The following is a 13401-nucleotide window of genomic DNA, read 5'->3' on the forward strand; positions in this document are numbered from 1 at the left end:
CTCGATCCACCCACCCCCGAACCCCCCTCAACTTCCCTCCCTAGAGGAGTTTTCGCTGTGACCATCACCCAGCCGGACCTGAGCGTCTTCGAGACCCTTGAGTCGGAGGTGCGCAGCTACTGCCGCGGCTGGCCCACCGTCTTCGACCGGGCGCAGGGCAGCCGTATGTACGACGAGGACGGCCACGAGTACCTGGACTTCTTCGCCGGCGCCGGATCGCTCAACTACGGGCACAACAACCCGGTGCTGAAACGCGCACTGATCGACTACCTGGAGCGCGACGGCGTCGTGCACGGGCTCGACATGTCGACCTCGGCCAAGCGCAACTTCCTGGAGTCCTTCCAGAACATCATCCTGCGCCCGCGCGACCTGCCCTACAAGGTCATGTTCCCGGGCCCGACGGGCACCAACGCCGTCGAGTCGGCGCTGAAGCTGGCCCGCAAGGTCAAGGGCCGCGAGTCGATCGTGTCCTTCACCAACGCGTTCCACGGCATGTCGCTCGGCTCGCTCGCCGTGACCGGCAACGCCTTCAAGCGGGCCGGCGCCGGCATCCCGCTGGTGCACGGCACCCCGATGCCGTTCGACAACTACCTCGACGGCCGCACCCCGGACTTCATCTGGTTCGAGCGGCTCCTCGAGGACTCCGGCTCGGGCCTGAACACCCCGGCGGCCGTGATCGTCGAGACGGTGCAGGGCGAGGGCGGCATCAACGTGGCCCGCGCCGAGTGGCTGCGCAAGCTCGCCGACGTCTGCGAGCGCTGGGACATGCTGCTCATCGTCGACGACATCCAGATGGGCTGCGGCCGCACCGGTGCCTTCTTCTCCTTCGAGGAGGCGGGCATCACGCCGGACATCGTGACCGTTTCGAAGTCCATCAGTGGGTATGGGCTCCCCATGTCCCTGTGCCTGTTCAAGCCGGAGCTCGACGTCTGGGAGCCGGGCGAGCACAACGGCACGTTCCGCGGCAACAACCCCGCGTTCGTGACCGCCGCCGCGGCCCTGGAGACGTACTGGACCGACGGCTCGGCCATGGAGAAGCAGACCATGGAGCGCGGCGAGCAGATCGACGAGGTGCTGAAGGCCCTGCGCCTCGAGTACCACGACGACATCGTCGAGTACCGCGGCCGCGGCCTCGTCTGGGGCATCGAGTTCCGTGACAAGGAACGGGCCAATCAGGTAGCACGGCGGGCCTTCGAGCTCGGCCTGCTCATCGAGACCTCCGGCCCCGAGAGCGAGGTCGTCAAGCTGCTTCCGGCACTGACGATCACGCCCGAGGAGCTGGACGAAGGGCTGCGCACGCTCACCCGGGCCGTGCGCGAAACAGCCTGACAAGCACCACCACGTTACGAGGAAAGGCAGCATCCCACCGTGATTGTCCGTTCGTTCAAGGAGATAGAGAACACCGACCGGCACGTGAAGTCGGCGTCCGGCACCTGGGAGAGCAAGCGCATCGTCCTGGCCAAGGAGAAGGTCGGCTTCTCCCTGCACGAGACGATCCTCTACGCGGGCACCGAGACCGACATGTGGTACGCGAACCACATCGAGGCCGTACTCTGCGTAGAGGGCGAGGCCGAACTGACCAACAGGGAGACCGGCGAGACCCACTGGATCGAGCCGGGCACGATGTACCTCCTGAACGGCCACGAGCGCCACACCCTGCGCCCGAAGACCGACTTCCGCTGCGTCTGCGTGTTCAACCCTCCGGTGACCGGACGGGAGGACCACGACGAGAACGGCGTCTACCCGCTGCTGACCGAGGACGAGGAGGCCTGATCCCGATGACCGCCATCTCGACGAATCCCGACATCACGGACCTGTACCCGACGCGAGGCACCTCCGAGGTCGCCACGCCACGTGTCGACCCGGTCGTCTGGTCGGCGGAGGGCACGCGCGGCCCGATTCGTCAGTCGGATCTCGCCTCGTTCGAGCGGGACGGCTTCCTCGCCATCGACGAGCTCATCGGCCCCGACGAGATCGGCACGTACCAGGAAGAGCTTCGCCGCCTGGTCACCGATCCCGCGATGCGGGCCGACGAGCGCTCCATCGTCGAGAAGCAGTCGCAGGAGATCCGCTCGGTCTTCGAGGTCCACAAGATCAGCGAGGTCTTCGCGAACCTGGTGCGCGACGAGCGCATCGTCGGCAGGGCCCGGCAGATCCTCGGCTCGGACGTCTACGTCCACCAGTCGCGGATCAACGTCAAGCCCGGTTTCGGGGCGCGAGGCTTCTACTGGCACTCGGACTTCGAGACCTGGCACGCCGAGGACGGCCTGCCGAACATGCGCACGGTGTCCGTCTCCATCGCGCTGACGGAGAACTACGACACCAACGGCGGTCTCATGATCATGCCGGGTTCGCACAAGACGTTCCTCGGCTGCGCCGGTGAGACGCCGAAGGACAACTACAAGAAGTCGCTGCAGATGCAGGACGCGGGCCTGCCCTCGGACGAGGCCCTGAGCAAGTTCGCCGATGCCCACGGCATCAAGCTGTTCACCGGCAAGCCCGGCTCGGCGACCTGGTTCGACTGCAACGCCATGCACGGCTCCGGCGACAACATCACCCCGTACCCGCGCTCGAACGTGTTCATCGTGTTCAACAGCGTGGAGAACGCGGCGGTGGAGCCGTTCGCGGCGCCGGTGCGGCGTCCCGAGTTCATCGGAGCGCGGGACTTCACGCCGGTGAAGTGACGCTCGTACGCGTGTGAGGTGGGGCGGAGCCGTTCGCGGCTCCGCCCCACCTTGCGTTTCGGCGTTCACAACCAGGCCAGGCTGCCCGCACGGTCGAGCAGTCCCCTGACCGCCGCCTCGTCGCCCGTCGCGACCCTCGGGACGGTGGCCGGCTCCGCGCGGCCGCCCAACAGCAGGCAGAAGTCGACCGCGTCGAGGGTGACCTCCGCGCGCACCGGCTCGTCCTCCGAGCCGACCACCCACTCCGTGGCCCGGCTCCCGTCGGCGACGGTCAGCGCGACGGGCGCGGCCCGGGTGCCGAGCGCCGCGCCGAGGATCCGCACGGCGAGCCGGACCAGGCGCCACAGGTGCTCCGCGGGCGGCGGGGGCACCGGCCTGCCGAGGGCGCGCCCGATGTCGTCGGTGTGGATCCACGTCTCGAAGGCGCGGACCAGGAAGTGGTCGGCGACGGGCAGCCGCGCGCCGAGCAGCGTCGCGGCCTGCGCCGCCGCCTCGGCGTCGCGGGCCGCCCGCGCGCCGAGCAGTTCCCCGGCCCGCGCCCGCCATGCGGCCACGGTGGCGGCCGGGGCGCGCCCGCGTTCGTGGGCGATGACCGCGCGGGTCCGCGCTTCCCAGGCGGTGCGCCAGTCGCCGCCCTCGGCGGTGCCGGACGGCGGTTCGTGGGCCGGCAGCCCGAGGTGCAGGGCGAGCGGCTCGTCGGCGGCGATGAGATGGGCGACCGTGTCGCGCACGGTCCAGTCGTGCACCACCGGGGTGTCCCAGGCGTCGTCCGCCTCGGCGAGCAGCGCCTGGAGCGCGGCGACGGTGGCGGCGTAGGGGCGGGCGTGCGGGGCGGCGGCGCGGGACGCCGGAGGGCGGGCGGCGAGGGCGGCGGCGAGCGGCCCCGATTCGGTGCGCAGGGACGGGAGCGCCGGGCCGTTGCCGTTGGCGTGGTTCCCGTTGCCGTTCGCCCCGTCGAGGGTGCGGACCGTCGACCGCAGGCGTTCGGCCTCCGTGGCGCACTCCTCGCAGTCGGCCAAGTGCGCGGGGACGGCGCGCTGTTCGTCGAGGGGCAGGGCGTTCAGGGCCCAGGCGCCGAGGAGTTCGCTCACCGTGGCGTGGTCGCGCGCGTCCGGGGCCATCAGGCACCCCTTTCGTGGGCCTCGAGGTCCGGCTCCGCCGGGTCCGCGAGGGTCTCGGCGAGCCGGTGCAGTGCGGTGCGCAGGCGGGTCTTGGCGGTCCCCTCCGGGATGCCGAGTTCCGCCGCCGCCTGACGGTACGTCCGCCCGGCGAAGTACGCCAGGTGCACCACTTCGCGCTGCGGCTGCGGGAGCCGGGCGAGCGCCGAGTGCAGCAGCAGCGCGCGCTCGCGGTCGACGACCCGCTCGTCGGGGCCCGGGTCCGCGGCGGGGATGGCGTGCAGCGCGGCGTCGTCCGCGGTGGCGGCCTTGCGATGCCTGGCCTCGCTGCGCACCCAGTCGACGGCGCGGCGGTGGGCCAGCATGGTGAGCCAGGTGCGGAGCGTGCCGCGCCGGGCGTCGTAGGCCCCCGGACGTGCCCACAGGTGGGCGAAGACCTCCTGCGCGACGTCGTCGGCCGCGCCCGTCGAGCGGGTGACGCGGACGGCGACGCCGCGGACGAGCCCGCCGTACGCGGCGTAGGCGTCGGCGAGCGCGGTCTCGTCGCCGTAGACGAGCCGTCGGTGCAGTTCGGCGTCGTCCTTGGGGTCGTACGTGTCCGTGCGGGCCACCGGCACCACCACCTCGTAGTGCCTTCCTAGCGGCACCGGGGCCGGGGCGCCAGGGGTCTTCCGGACCTCAGCCGGAGAGCGCGTCGAGGAGGCGGTCGACGTCGGCCGTGGTGTTGTAGAGGTGGAACGAGGCTCGCAGGTTGCCCGCCCTGTTGGAGAGTTCGAGCCCGGCGCGCTGCAACGTGGGCTGCCGCACGCCCAGTTCGGGGACGGAGACGATCGGGGAGCCCGGGGCGTGCACCGGCTCGTGGCCGAGGCGGGCGAGGCCGGCGCGGAAGCGGTCGGCGAGGGCGAGGTCGTGGGCACGGATCGCCTCGGGGCCCAACTCCTCGATCACGGCGAGGGACTGGCGTGCCCCGGTGTACGCGATGAGGCTCTGCGACTCGTCGAAGCGGCGGGCCGAGCGGGCGGGTTCGGTGACCGGCCCGTAGCAGCTGTCCCAGGGGTTCTCGCCCGAGACCCAGCCGCCGAAGACGGGCGCGAGCGCCTCGAAGCCCTCGGGGTCGGCGGGGCCGACGAAGAAGACGGCGCCGCGCGGGCAGGTCAGCCATTTGAAGGCGACGGAGGCCAGGTAGTCGGCGTCGGCGGCGAGCGTGGCGACCGGGTACCAGCCGGCGGCCTGCGACACGTCGACGTAGAGCCGGGCGCCGTGCGCGCGGGTGGCGGCGCGCAGGGCGGGCACGTCGGCCACCCTGCCGTCGGCGGACTGGGCGGCGCTGACCGCGACGAGCGCGGTGCCGGGGCGCACAGCGTCGGGCAGCGCGTCGAGCGGTACGGCGCGGACCTTGAGGTCGCCGCGGACGTGGAAGGGGTTCACGGTGGAGCTGAAGTCGCCCTCGGCCGTGAGGACTTCGGCGCCCGCGGGCAGCGAGGCCGCGATCAGGCCGGTGTAGACGGCGACGGAGCCGCCGGTCGCGACGCGCTCCACGGGGACGCCCGCGATCCGGGCGAACGCGGCGCGGGCCTCCTCGACGTCGGCGAAGAGCGAGTCGGGCGATCGGCCCTGGCTCATGTCGGCGATCGCGGTCCGCATCGCGGCGCCCGCCCGCGCCGGGAGCAGCCCGGAGCTGGCGGTGTTCAGGTAGGTGGTGGCGGGGCTGTACTGGGCGCGGACGAGTTCCGCGTCGAGGACCTGGTGCTCACCGGAAGTCTGCATGGCACCACTGTGCCGCGCCGCCAACTACCCGTCCATTGCGAATATTTGCGGGGTATGCCTAAGCGATGCTTATGTTCCCAGGTGGGGCGGGGTCAGGCCTGCGGGACCGCGCAGCCGTCGGGGCCGCAGGCGTCGCCGCCGTCGGCGCTGTCGATGACGGTGAGCGGGGAGCGGGCGTCCCAGGCCTGGGTCAGGGCCTGCGTGAAGACCTCGGCGGGCTGGGCGCCGGAGACGCCGAACTTGCGGTCGAGGACGAAGAACGGCACGCCGTTCGCGCCCAGCTCCGCGGCCTCCCGCTCGTCGGAGCGCACCGCGTCCGCGTACGCGTCGGGGTCGGCGAGCACGGCGCGGACCTCGGCCTCGTCGAGCCCGGCGTCGACGGCGAGCCGCACGACGGTCTCCTGGTCGCCGAAGACGGAGGACTCCTCGGCGAAGTTCCCCCGGTACAGCGCGTCGATCATCTCGTCCTGGACGCCCCTGTCGAGGGCGAGGTGGAGGAGGCGGTGCAGGTCGAAGCTGTTGCCGAAGTCGCGGCCCTCGGTGAGGTACGGGAGGCCGAGGGCGGCGGCCTGCTGCCCGAGGCCCTGCTCGTTGGCGGCGGCCTGGGCCTCGCTGATGCCGTACTTCTTGGCGATGTAGGGCACGACGAGCCCGGTCTCCCCCGGCTTCGCGTTCGGGTCGAGCTCGAAGGACCGGTGCACGACCTCGACCTCGTCCTTGTGCGCGAAGCCGTCGAGGGCCTGCTCGAAGCGGGCCTTGCCGATGTAGCAGAACGGGCAGTTGATGTCGGTCCAGATCTCGACGCGCATGAGGTCTCTAGCTCCAGCTGGGGGTGTGACGAACGGGGATGCCCGCTCTCCACCGCTACAACCGGACACGGCCTCCGGTCATTCCCGACTGCTCACGGCGGCCCACGGCGTCACGAGCCGTTCTTCAGGTTCTGGGGCCAGGAGGGGCGGTACTCGATGTGGTCGTAGGTGACGACGCAGCCCTCGCCCACCGGGGACTGGGTGAGGAAGCCGACCAGGGCCGCGGAGGCGGACTTCTCGTCGCCGAGGGAGAAGATGCGCACGAAGGTCCACGTCTCGCCGTCGGTCGAGGCGTGGAACGCGAAGGCCGAGCCGGTGCGGCTGACGCGCAGCCACACCGACGATCCGGGCACCACGAACGCGTTCGCGTCGTCCGAGTGGCCGCGGGTCACGACGGTGCAGATGGTGGGCTCGTCCGGGGACCGCTCGAAGCAGAGCTTCGCCCACTCCCGGTCACCCACGTGAACGTAGAGCACGCCCGCGTCGAAGGCAGCGGCGAAGCCGACGGTGACGCGGGCGATCAGCTGGAAGTCGCCGTCCGGCTCCCCGAGCAGCCGCGGCGCGTCCGACGCCGGTTCGAGCGAGGTGCCGGTCGGCGGCACGAAGCGGTCCTGCCGGGGCCCCGCCCACCCGGTGAGCACCCCGTCCTCGTACGACCAGTGGCCGTCGGGTCCGTAGCTGCGCAGCGGGAAGGGCAGGGGCGGTATGACGAGATCCATGCCGCCAGTCTGGCAGGGCCCGCGGGCCCGTACGGTCAGTTCTCCAGGCGGCCGTTGAAGCGGCGCGGCAGCCCCAGCGGGTTGTCGTCGCGCAGCTCGGGCGGCAGCAGCGCCTCGGGCGTCGTCTGGTACGTGACCGGGCGCAGCCAGCGCTCGATGGCGGTGCCGCCGACGGACGTGGACGTCGACGTCGTCGCCGGGTACGGGCCGCCGTGGTGCTGGGCGGGGGCGACGGCGACGCCGGTCGGCCAGCCGTTGACGAGGACGCGGCCCGCGAGGGGCGTCAGCTCGGCGAGGATCTCGGCGCCGCGGCCCTCGCCCGCCGCCTCGCCGGACGACAGCTGGACCGTCGCCGTGAGGTTGCCGGGCAGCCGGTTCAGGACGGCCGTGATCTCGTCGGCCGTCTCGTAGCGGGCGACCACGGTCACCGGGCCGAAGCACTCCTCCAGGAGCAGGTCGTGGGCGCCGCCCTCGGTGGCGAGGCGGGTGGCCGGGACCGTGAGGAAGCCGGGCGCCACGGTGTGCTCGCCGCCCGCGCCGGGCGTGACGGGGGCCTCGACGTCGGGCAGCTCGGCCCGCTCGGCGACACCGGCGACGAAGTTGTCGCGCATCCGGTGGTCGAGCAGGACGCCGGCGTCGGTGTTGCTGACGGCGGCCGTGAGGGACTTGAGGAGCGTGTCGCCCGCCTCGCCCTTGGGCGCGAAGACGAGGCCCGGCTTCACGCAGAACTGGCCGACGCCCAGCGTCATGGATCCGGCGAGCCCCGTGCCGATCTGGTCGGCGCGCTCGGCGGCCGCCGCCTCGGTGATCACGACCGGGTTCAGGGAGCCCAGCTCGCCGTGGAACGGGATCGGGTTCGGGCGGGCCGCGGCGGCGTCGAAGAGCGCGCGTCCGCCGCGTACGGAACCGGTGAAGCCGGCCGCGGACACCAGCGGATGCTTGACCAGTTCGACGCCCGCCTCGAAGCCGTGCACGAGCCCGAGGACGCCCTCCGGGATGCCGTGCTCGGCGGCGGCGCGGCGGATGGTCGCGGCGACCAGCTCGGAGGTGGCCGGGTGGTCGGGGTGCGCCTTGACGACGACGGGGCAGCCGGCCGCGAGGGCGCTGGCCGTGTCGCCGCCGGGCACGGAGAAGGCGAACGGGAAGTTCGACGCCGCGTAGACGGCGACGACGCCGAGCGGGATCTTGTAGCGGCGCAGGTCGGGGATGGGCGGCGTCGCGGTGTCGTCGGGGTGGTCGATGACGACACCGAGGAAGGCGCCCTCGTCGACGATGTCGGCGAACGCGCGCAGCTGGAAACAGCTGCGGGCGAGCTCGCCCGTGAGCCGGACGGGGCCGAGCGCGGTCTCGGCGTCCGCGGCCTCCACGAGGTGGTCCCTGGCCTCTTCGAGGCGGTCGGCCGCGGTGCGCAGGAACGCGGCGCGGACGGTGCGGTCGGCGAGCGCGCCACGGGCGTCCTCCGCGGCGCGGACCGCCTGGTCCACCTCCTGGGCCGTGGCCTCGACCGCGACCTGTTCCCGCTGCTTCCCGGTTCGGGGGTCGACACTCCAGACTGGTGTTGCTGCCACGGCGAATTCCTCCAGCTTTTCTCGCTGCTCACGGGGTGAGGCCACGAGGTGCGTTCGATATACTGAACGCTGTCTCTGATGGTGAACTGTTCACCGAGACTATTTCTCGTCGAACGAAGGGGTCAAGGGCGATGTCGGCAGGCGAGACGGGGGCCGCGGCGGGCGGCGCGCAGGTCAAGTCGGCGGTGCGGACCGTGGAGCTGCTCGAGTACTTCGCGGGCCGTCCCGGCATGCACTCCCTGGCGGCGGTCCAGGAGGCCGTCGGGTACCCGAAGTCCAGCCTCTACATGCTGCTGCGCACCCTCGTGGACCTCGGCTGGGTCGAGACGGACGCGACCGGCACCCGGTACGGCATCGGGGTCCGCGCCCTCCTCGTCGGCACCTCGTACATCGACGGCGACGAGGTCGTGGCGGCGGCCCGCCCCACCCTCGACCGGCTCTCCGACGACACGACGGAGACCATCCACCTCGCCCGCCTCGACGGCACGAACGTCGTCTACCTGGCCACCCGCCAGTCGCAGCACTACCTGCGCCCCTTCACCCGGGTCGGCCGCCGGCTGCCCGCGCACTCCACGTCGCTGGGCAAGGCACTGCTCGCCACCCACACCGACGAGCAGGTCCGCAAGCTGCTCCCGGAGACGCTGCCGTCGCTGACCGAGCACACGACGACCGACCGCGAGAAGCTGATCGAGGAGCTGCACCAGATCCGGGAGCAGGGCTTCGCGGTGGACCGCGAGGAGAACACGCTGGGCCTGCGCTGCTTCGGCGTGGCGATCCCGTACCGCACGCCGGCCCGCGACGCGATCTCCTGCTCCGTCCCCGTGGCCCGCCTCACCCCGGCCCACGAGCAGATGGTCAAGGACGCGCTCTTCGACGCCCGCGACCGCCTGACCCTGGCAACGCGCAGGCTCTGAGCCCGGCCCGGCACATGAACGTACGGTGAGAAATCGCACGGGCAGGAACGAATCGCTCCGGCCCGCTCGTCTCTCCGTACGCGATGAACAAGACGATCAGGCGCGCCTCCGTCTTCACGCTGCTGCTCGTGTTCGCCCTGCTTGTCCGGGCGACCTGGGTGCAGTTCTACGACGGCCAGGCCCTCGCCAACAGCGACGACAACCGGCGGACGAAGATCTCGCAGTACGCGAACCCGCTCGGCGACATCATCGTGGGCGGAAAGGCGGTGACCGGCTCGACGAAGACCGGCGGTTCCAGCGACCTGAAGTACAAGCGGACGTACACGGACGGCTCGCTGTACTCGGCGGTGACCGGGTTCACCTCGCAGGTGTACGGCGCCACCCAGCTGGAGTCGATCTATCAGGGCGTGCTCGACGGCACCGACAACGAGCTGAAGAACCCGCTGGACACGCTCACCGGCAAGAGCACGAGCCCCGGCGACGTGATCACGACGATCGATCCGGGGGTGCAGAAGGCGGCGTACAGCGCGCTCGGCGACAAGAAGGGCGCCGCCGTCGCGATCGACCCGGACAGCGGGAAGATCCTCGGCATGGTGTCGACGCCGTCCTTCGACCCGTCGAAGATCAGCGGCTCGGGCTCCTCGGACGCGGCGGAGTGGAAGAAGCTCTCCAAGGACAAGGAGACCCCGACCGTGAACCGGGCGCTCAAGCAGGCGCTGCCGCCCGGCTCGACGTTCAAGCTGGTGGTCGCGGCGGCCGCGCTCGAGGACGGTCTGGTCTCGTCGATCGACGAGAAGACGGACACCCCGAACCCGTACCGTCTGCCGGGCACGAGCACGTACCTGAAGAACGAGACCACCTCGATGCCCTGCGAGGACGCCTCGGTCCGCACGGCGCTGCAGTACTCCTGCAACACCGTCTTCGGAAAGCTCGCCGCCGAACTGGGCCAGGGCAAGGTCCGGGCGATGGCCGAGAAGTTCGGCTTCAACGACGAGAAGACCGACGTTCCGGTACGGGCCGCCAAGAGCACCTATCCGTCGAAGATGGACGACGCGCAGACGGCGCTGTCCGGCATCGGCCAGTTCGACGTGACGGCCACGCCGCTGCAGATCGCGATGGTCTCCGCGACCATCGCCAACGGCGGCGAGCAGGCGTCCCCGCACATGGTGTCGCAGGTGACGGACGCCGACGGCGACGCGGTCAAGTCCTTCGAGGACGGCGACAGCACCCGCGTGATCAGCGAGAAGACGGCCTCGCAGCTGCAGTCCGCGATGCAGACGGTGGTGTCCAAGGGCACCGGTACCGTCGCGCAGATGGACGGCGCGACGGTCGGCGGCAAGACCGGTACGGCGCAGCACGGCGAGAACAACAGCGAGACCCCGTACGCCTGGTTCACCTCGTACGCCAAGGACGACTCGACCGGCAAGCAGGTCGCCGTGGCGGTGCTCGTCGAGCAGTCGGACGCGGCCCGCTCCGAGGTCAGCGGCAGCGGCCTCGCGGGCCCCGTCGCCAAGGCGATGATGGAGGCGGCGCTGAAGAACTGACGCCTCCTCAATCCCCGTCCCACCGAAGGGTGTCCGAAATCACGGACACCCTTCGGTGCTTCGTACGCACCGCTGGTACGCTCACGCCTCCCCCATCGGGTCGCCACTGTGAGGGAGGGGTCGCGTGAGCACGGTCGTGGACACCGAGGACGGTTCCGCCGCAGCCGAGTTCCATGCCTTCTTCGAACGGCACCACTGTGAACTCGCCCGCCTCGCCCATCTGTTGACGGGCGAGCCGGACGCCGCGGACGATCTCGCGGCGGACGCCCTGCTCGCGCTCTGGCACCGCTGGGACCGGGTGCGGGCCGCCGAGCACCCGGTCGCGTACGCCCGCGGCGTCGTCGCCAATCTCGCCCGCACCCGGATCCGCAGCGCCGTGCGCGAGCGGCGGCGCGTGGCGCTCTTCTGGTCGGGCCGCCAGGACCGCACCGAGGGGCCCGACGTGTCGGCGGTCGTCGACGTGCAGGGCGCGCTGCGCGCGCTCCCGTTCCGCAAGCGGGCCTGCGTGGTGCTCCGGCACGCCTTCGATCTGTCCGAGAAGGACACCGCGCTCACCCTGGGCATCTCGGTCGGTACGGTGAAGAGCCAGACGTCGAAGGGCATGGCCGAGCTGGAACGACGGCTCGGCAGCGGCGGGTCGGGCGAGCCGGCGTCGGGGCGCGTACGGTCGGTCGGCGCGCCGCTCGACGCCACGGAAGGAGGCCGTCGATGAGCGAGGAGGACGTGCGGCAGCGGTTGCGCGCGGCCGCCGATGCCCACCGGCCCGACCGTGCGCGGATGCTCGCCCGCGTCGAGCGCGGGATGCGCGAGCCCGAGCGGCGGCCGGCGGTGGGCTGGCTGCGGATCGCCGCGCTCACGGCGGGCGCCGCGGGGGCGCTCGCCGTCGGGGGCTTCGCGGTCGGCTCGGCGCTGCGCCCGGACCCTGGGCCGCAGCAGCGGCAGGTCGCGGTGGAGCCGGCGGCGGACCCGCTGTGGGCGGACGGCTCGGTGGACCCGGGGTCCAACGCGTACTGGGCGCAGTCGAACGTCACGTTCAAGACGAAGCGCGAACTGACCGCGCTGACGGTCGAGTTGCGGGTGGCACAGACCGGCGGGGTCAACAGCACGGGGCACTGGCGCTCGCTGCCCGCCGACGACTTCAAGGAGACGGTCGCCGAGCGGGACGGGTTCCTGGTGTACCGGTGGGTGCTGCGGCCGGGGCGGACGGTCCCGGTGGGACAGCACGTGTTCGCCGGTCAGTACAACCACGCCGAGGGCGGCCGGGACGCGGGCGCGGACCGGTACGTCGTCAGCGGGCGGGTGCACGGCGGGCAACAGGTCTCCGTGGGCGGGGACTTCGCCTGACGAAGGCGGCAACCCTTTCCCCGCCCGTGACCACTGAAGGGCATGACCAACACCACACGACACTCGCACCGCCGCCGCACCACCCGCCGCAGAGCCCTGCTCGGGGGACTCGGGGCCCTCACGCTGACCGGGGGCGCGCTGCTCGTCAGCGGCATGCTCGGCACGGCGGGCGCCGCGTCCGCCTGGCCGTCACCCACCGGCACCAAGGCCGTCAGCAGCACGATCTCCGTATCGGGCACGTACGACGGCGGGCTCAAGCGGTTCTACGGCTCGGGGGACCTCGGCGGCGACGGCCAGGACGAGGGCCAGGACCCGATCTTCAACCTGCAGGACGGCGCCACCCTCAAGAACGTCGTCATCGGCTCCCCCGCGGCCGACGGCGTGCACTGCGCGGGCAGCTGCACGCTCCAGAACGTGTGGTGGGAGGACGTCGGCGAGGACGCCGCCACCTTCAAGGGCAAGTCGACGTCGTCCGTCTACACGGTGACCGGTGGCGGTGCGAAGAAGGCCGACGACAAGGTCTTCCAGTTCAACGGCGCGGGCAAGCTCACCGTCACGAAGTTCCAGGTCTCCGACTTCGGCAAGCTGGTCCGCTCCTGCGGCAACTGCTCGACGCAGTACAAGAACCGCAACGTCACCATCAGCGACGTCGACGTGACGGCGCCCGGCAAGTCGATCGTCGGCATCAACTCGAACTACGGCGACACGGCGACGCTGCGCAGCGTCCGCATCCACGGCGACAGCAGCAAGAAGATCAAGCCCTGCGTCCGCTACCAGGGCAACGACACCGGGGCCGAGCCCAAGGAGCTGGGCAGTGGCCCCGACGGCACGTACTGCAAGTACTCGGCGTCGGACCTGACGTACGACTGACCTGAAGCACCTGACAGGACCGGGGAGCGCGGCCGCCGGCGTGGCCGCGCTCCCCCGACCCCTG

General features: G+C 71.7%; 14 protein-coding genes. 8 read left to right on the plus strand and 6 right to left on the minus strand.

Annotated features, from left to right (window positions below):
* The first annotated feature begins 57 nt into the window (after positions 1-57).
* From ectB to thpD, 3 genes are read left to right on the plus strand one after another with little or no spacing between them, the layout of a single operon-like run.
* Positions 58-1329 carry a diaminobutyrate--2-oxoglutarate transaminase gene (gene ectB, locus ACTWJ8_RS11280; RefSeq protein ID WP_356388443.1) on the plus strand — a complete coding sequence of 424 codons (1272 nt, stop codon included), beginning with the start codon at positions 58-60 and terminating at the stop codon, positions 1327-1329.
* A 39-nt stretch (positions 1330-1368) separates the two neighbouring features.
* Positions 1369-1773: an ectoine synthase gene (locus ACTWJ8_RS11285; protein WP_356388441.1), complete on the plus strand. Its 405-nt coding sequence runs from the start codon at positions 1369-1371 to the stop codon at positions 1771-1773.
* 5 nt (positions 1774-1778) lie between these two features.
* Positions 1779-2684 (plus strand): ectoine hydroxylase, encoded by a 906-nt coding sequence (gene thpD / locus ACTWJ8_RS11290; protein ID WP_356388439.1) that lies wholly within the window; start codon positions 1779-1781, stop codon positions 2682-2684.
* Between the two features lie 65 nt (positions 2685-2749).
* Here thpD and ACTWJ8_RS11295 read toward each other — a convergent pair whose 3' ends face one another.
* The 6 genes from ACTWJ8_RS11295 to ACTWJ8_RS11320 all read right to left on the minus strand — a co-directional run bounded on the left by ACTWJ8_RS11295 (position 2750) and on the right by ACTWJ8_RS11320 (position 8665).
* Positions 2750-3805, minus strand: coding sequence for a maleylpyruvate isomerase family mycothiol-dependent enzyme (locus ACTWJ8_RS11295; RefSeq protein WP_356388437.1), 1056 nt, complete (start codon positions 3803-3805; stop codon positions 2750-2752).
* Entirely contained in the window at positions 3805-4425 is a 621-nt protein-coding gene (locus ACTWJ8_RS11300) for a sigma-70 family RNA polymerase sigma factor (protein WP_443264865.1), read from the minus strand. Before ACTWJ8_RS11300 ends, ACTWJ8_RS11295 begins: the two co-directional genes overlap by 1 nt.
* A 55-nt stretch (positions 4426-4480) precedes the next feature.
* Positions 4481-5569, minus strand: coding sequence for an aminotransferase class V-fold PLP-dependent enzyme (locus tag ACTWJ8_RS11305; protein WP_443263725.1), 1089 nt, complete (start codon positions 5567-5569; stop codon positions 4481-4483).
* A 92-nt stretch (positions 5570-5661) separates the two neighbouring features.
* Entirely contained in the window at positions 5662-6378 is a 717-nt protein-coding gene (locus tag ACTWJ8_RS11310) for a DsbA family oxidoreductase (RefSeq protein ID WP_356388432.1), read from the minus strand.
* Between the two features lie 110 nt (positions 6379-6488).
* Entirely contained in the window at positions 6489-7097 is a 609-nt protein-coding gene (locus ACTWJ8_RS11315) for a DUF1349 domain-containing protein (protein WP_443263726.1), read from the minus strand.
* A gap of 35 nt (positions 7098-7132) precedes the next feature.
* Positions 7133-8665 (minus strand): aldehyde dehydrogenase (NADP(+)), encoded by a 1533-nt coding sequence (locus ACTWJ8_RS11320; RefSeq protein WP_443263727.1) that lies wholly within the window; start codon positions 8663-8665, stop codon positions 7133-7135.
* Between the two features lie 131 nt (positions 8666-8796).
* On the opposite strand from ACTWJ8_RS11320, the gene ACTWJ8_RS11325 reads away from it, so the two are divergent.
* From ACTWJ8_RS11325 to ACTWJ8_RS11345, 5 genes are all read left to right on the plus strand, one after another.
* Positions 8797-9579, plus strand: a complete 783-nt coding sequence (locus tag ACTWJ8_RS11325; RefSeq protein WP_356388426.1) for an IclR family transcriptional regulator — start codon at positions 8797-8799, stop codon at positions 9577-9579.
* Positions 9580-9662: 83 nt separating this feature from the next.
* On the plus strand, positions 9663-11123 hold the full coding sequence (locus tag ACTWJ8_RS11330) for a peptidoglycan D,D-transpeptidase FtsI family protein (RefSeq protein WP_443263728.1): 1461 nt from the start codon (positions 9663-9665) through the stop codon (positions 11121-11123).
* A gap of 124 nt (positions 11124-11247) precedes the next feature.
* The gene (locus ACTWJ8_RS11335; RefSeq protein ID WP_443263729.1) at positions 11248-11835 is read left to right on the plus strand and encodes a SigE family RNA polymerase sigma factor; all 588 of its coding nucleotides are present in this window, start codon (positions 11248-11250) and stop codon (positions 11833-11835) included.
* Positions 11832-12467 carry a hypothetical protein gene (locus tag ACTWJ8_RS11340; protein ID WP_356388420.1) on the plus strand — a complete coding sequence of 212 codons (636 nt, stop codon included), beginning with the start codon at positions 11832-11834 and terminating at the stop codon, positions 12465-12467. The genes ACTWJ8_RS11335 and ACTWJ8_RS11340 overlap by 4 nt, the downstream gene beginning before the upstream one ends.
* 42 nt (positions 12468-12509) lie before the next feature.
* Positions 12510-13337 carry a pectate lyase gene (locus ACTWJ8_RS11345; RefSeq protein WP_356388418.1) on the plus strand — a complete coding sequence of 276 codons (828 nt, stop codon included), beginning with the start codon at positions 12510-12512 and terminating at the stop codon, positions 13335-13337.
* Positions 13338-13401 lie beyond the last annotated feature (64 nt).

This window comes from Streptomyces sp. SDT5-1, assembly GCF_052245995.1.
Classification (GTDB): domain Bacteria; phylum Actinomycetota; class Actinomycetes; order Streptomycetales; family Streptomycetaceae; genus Streptomyces.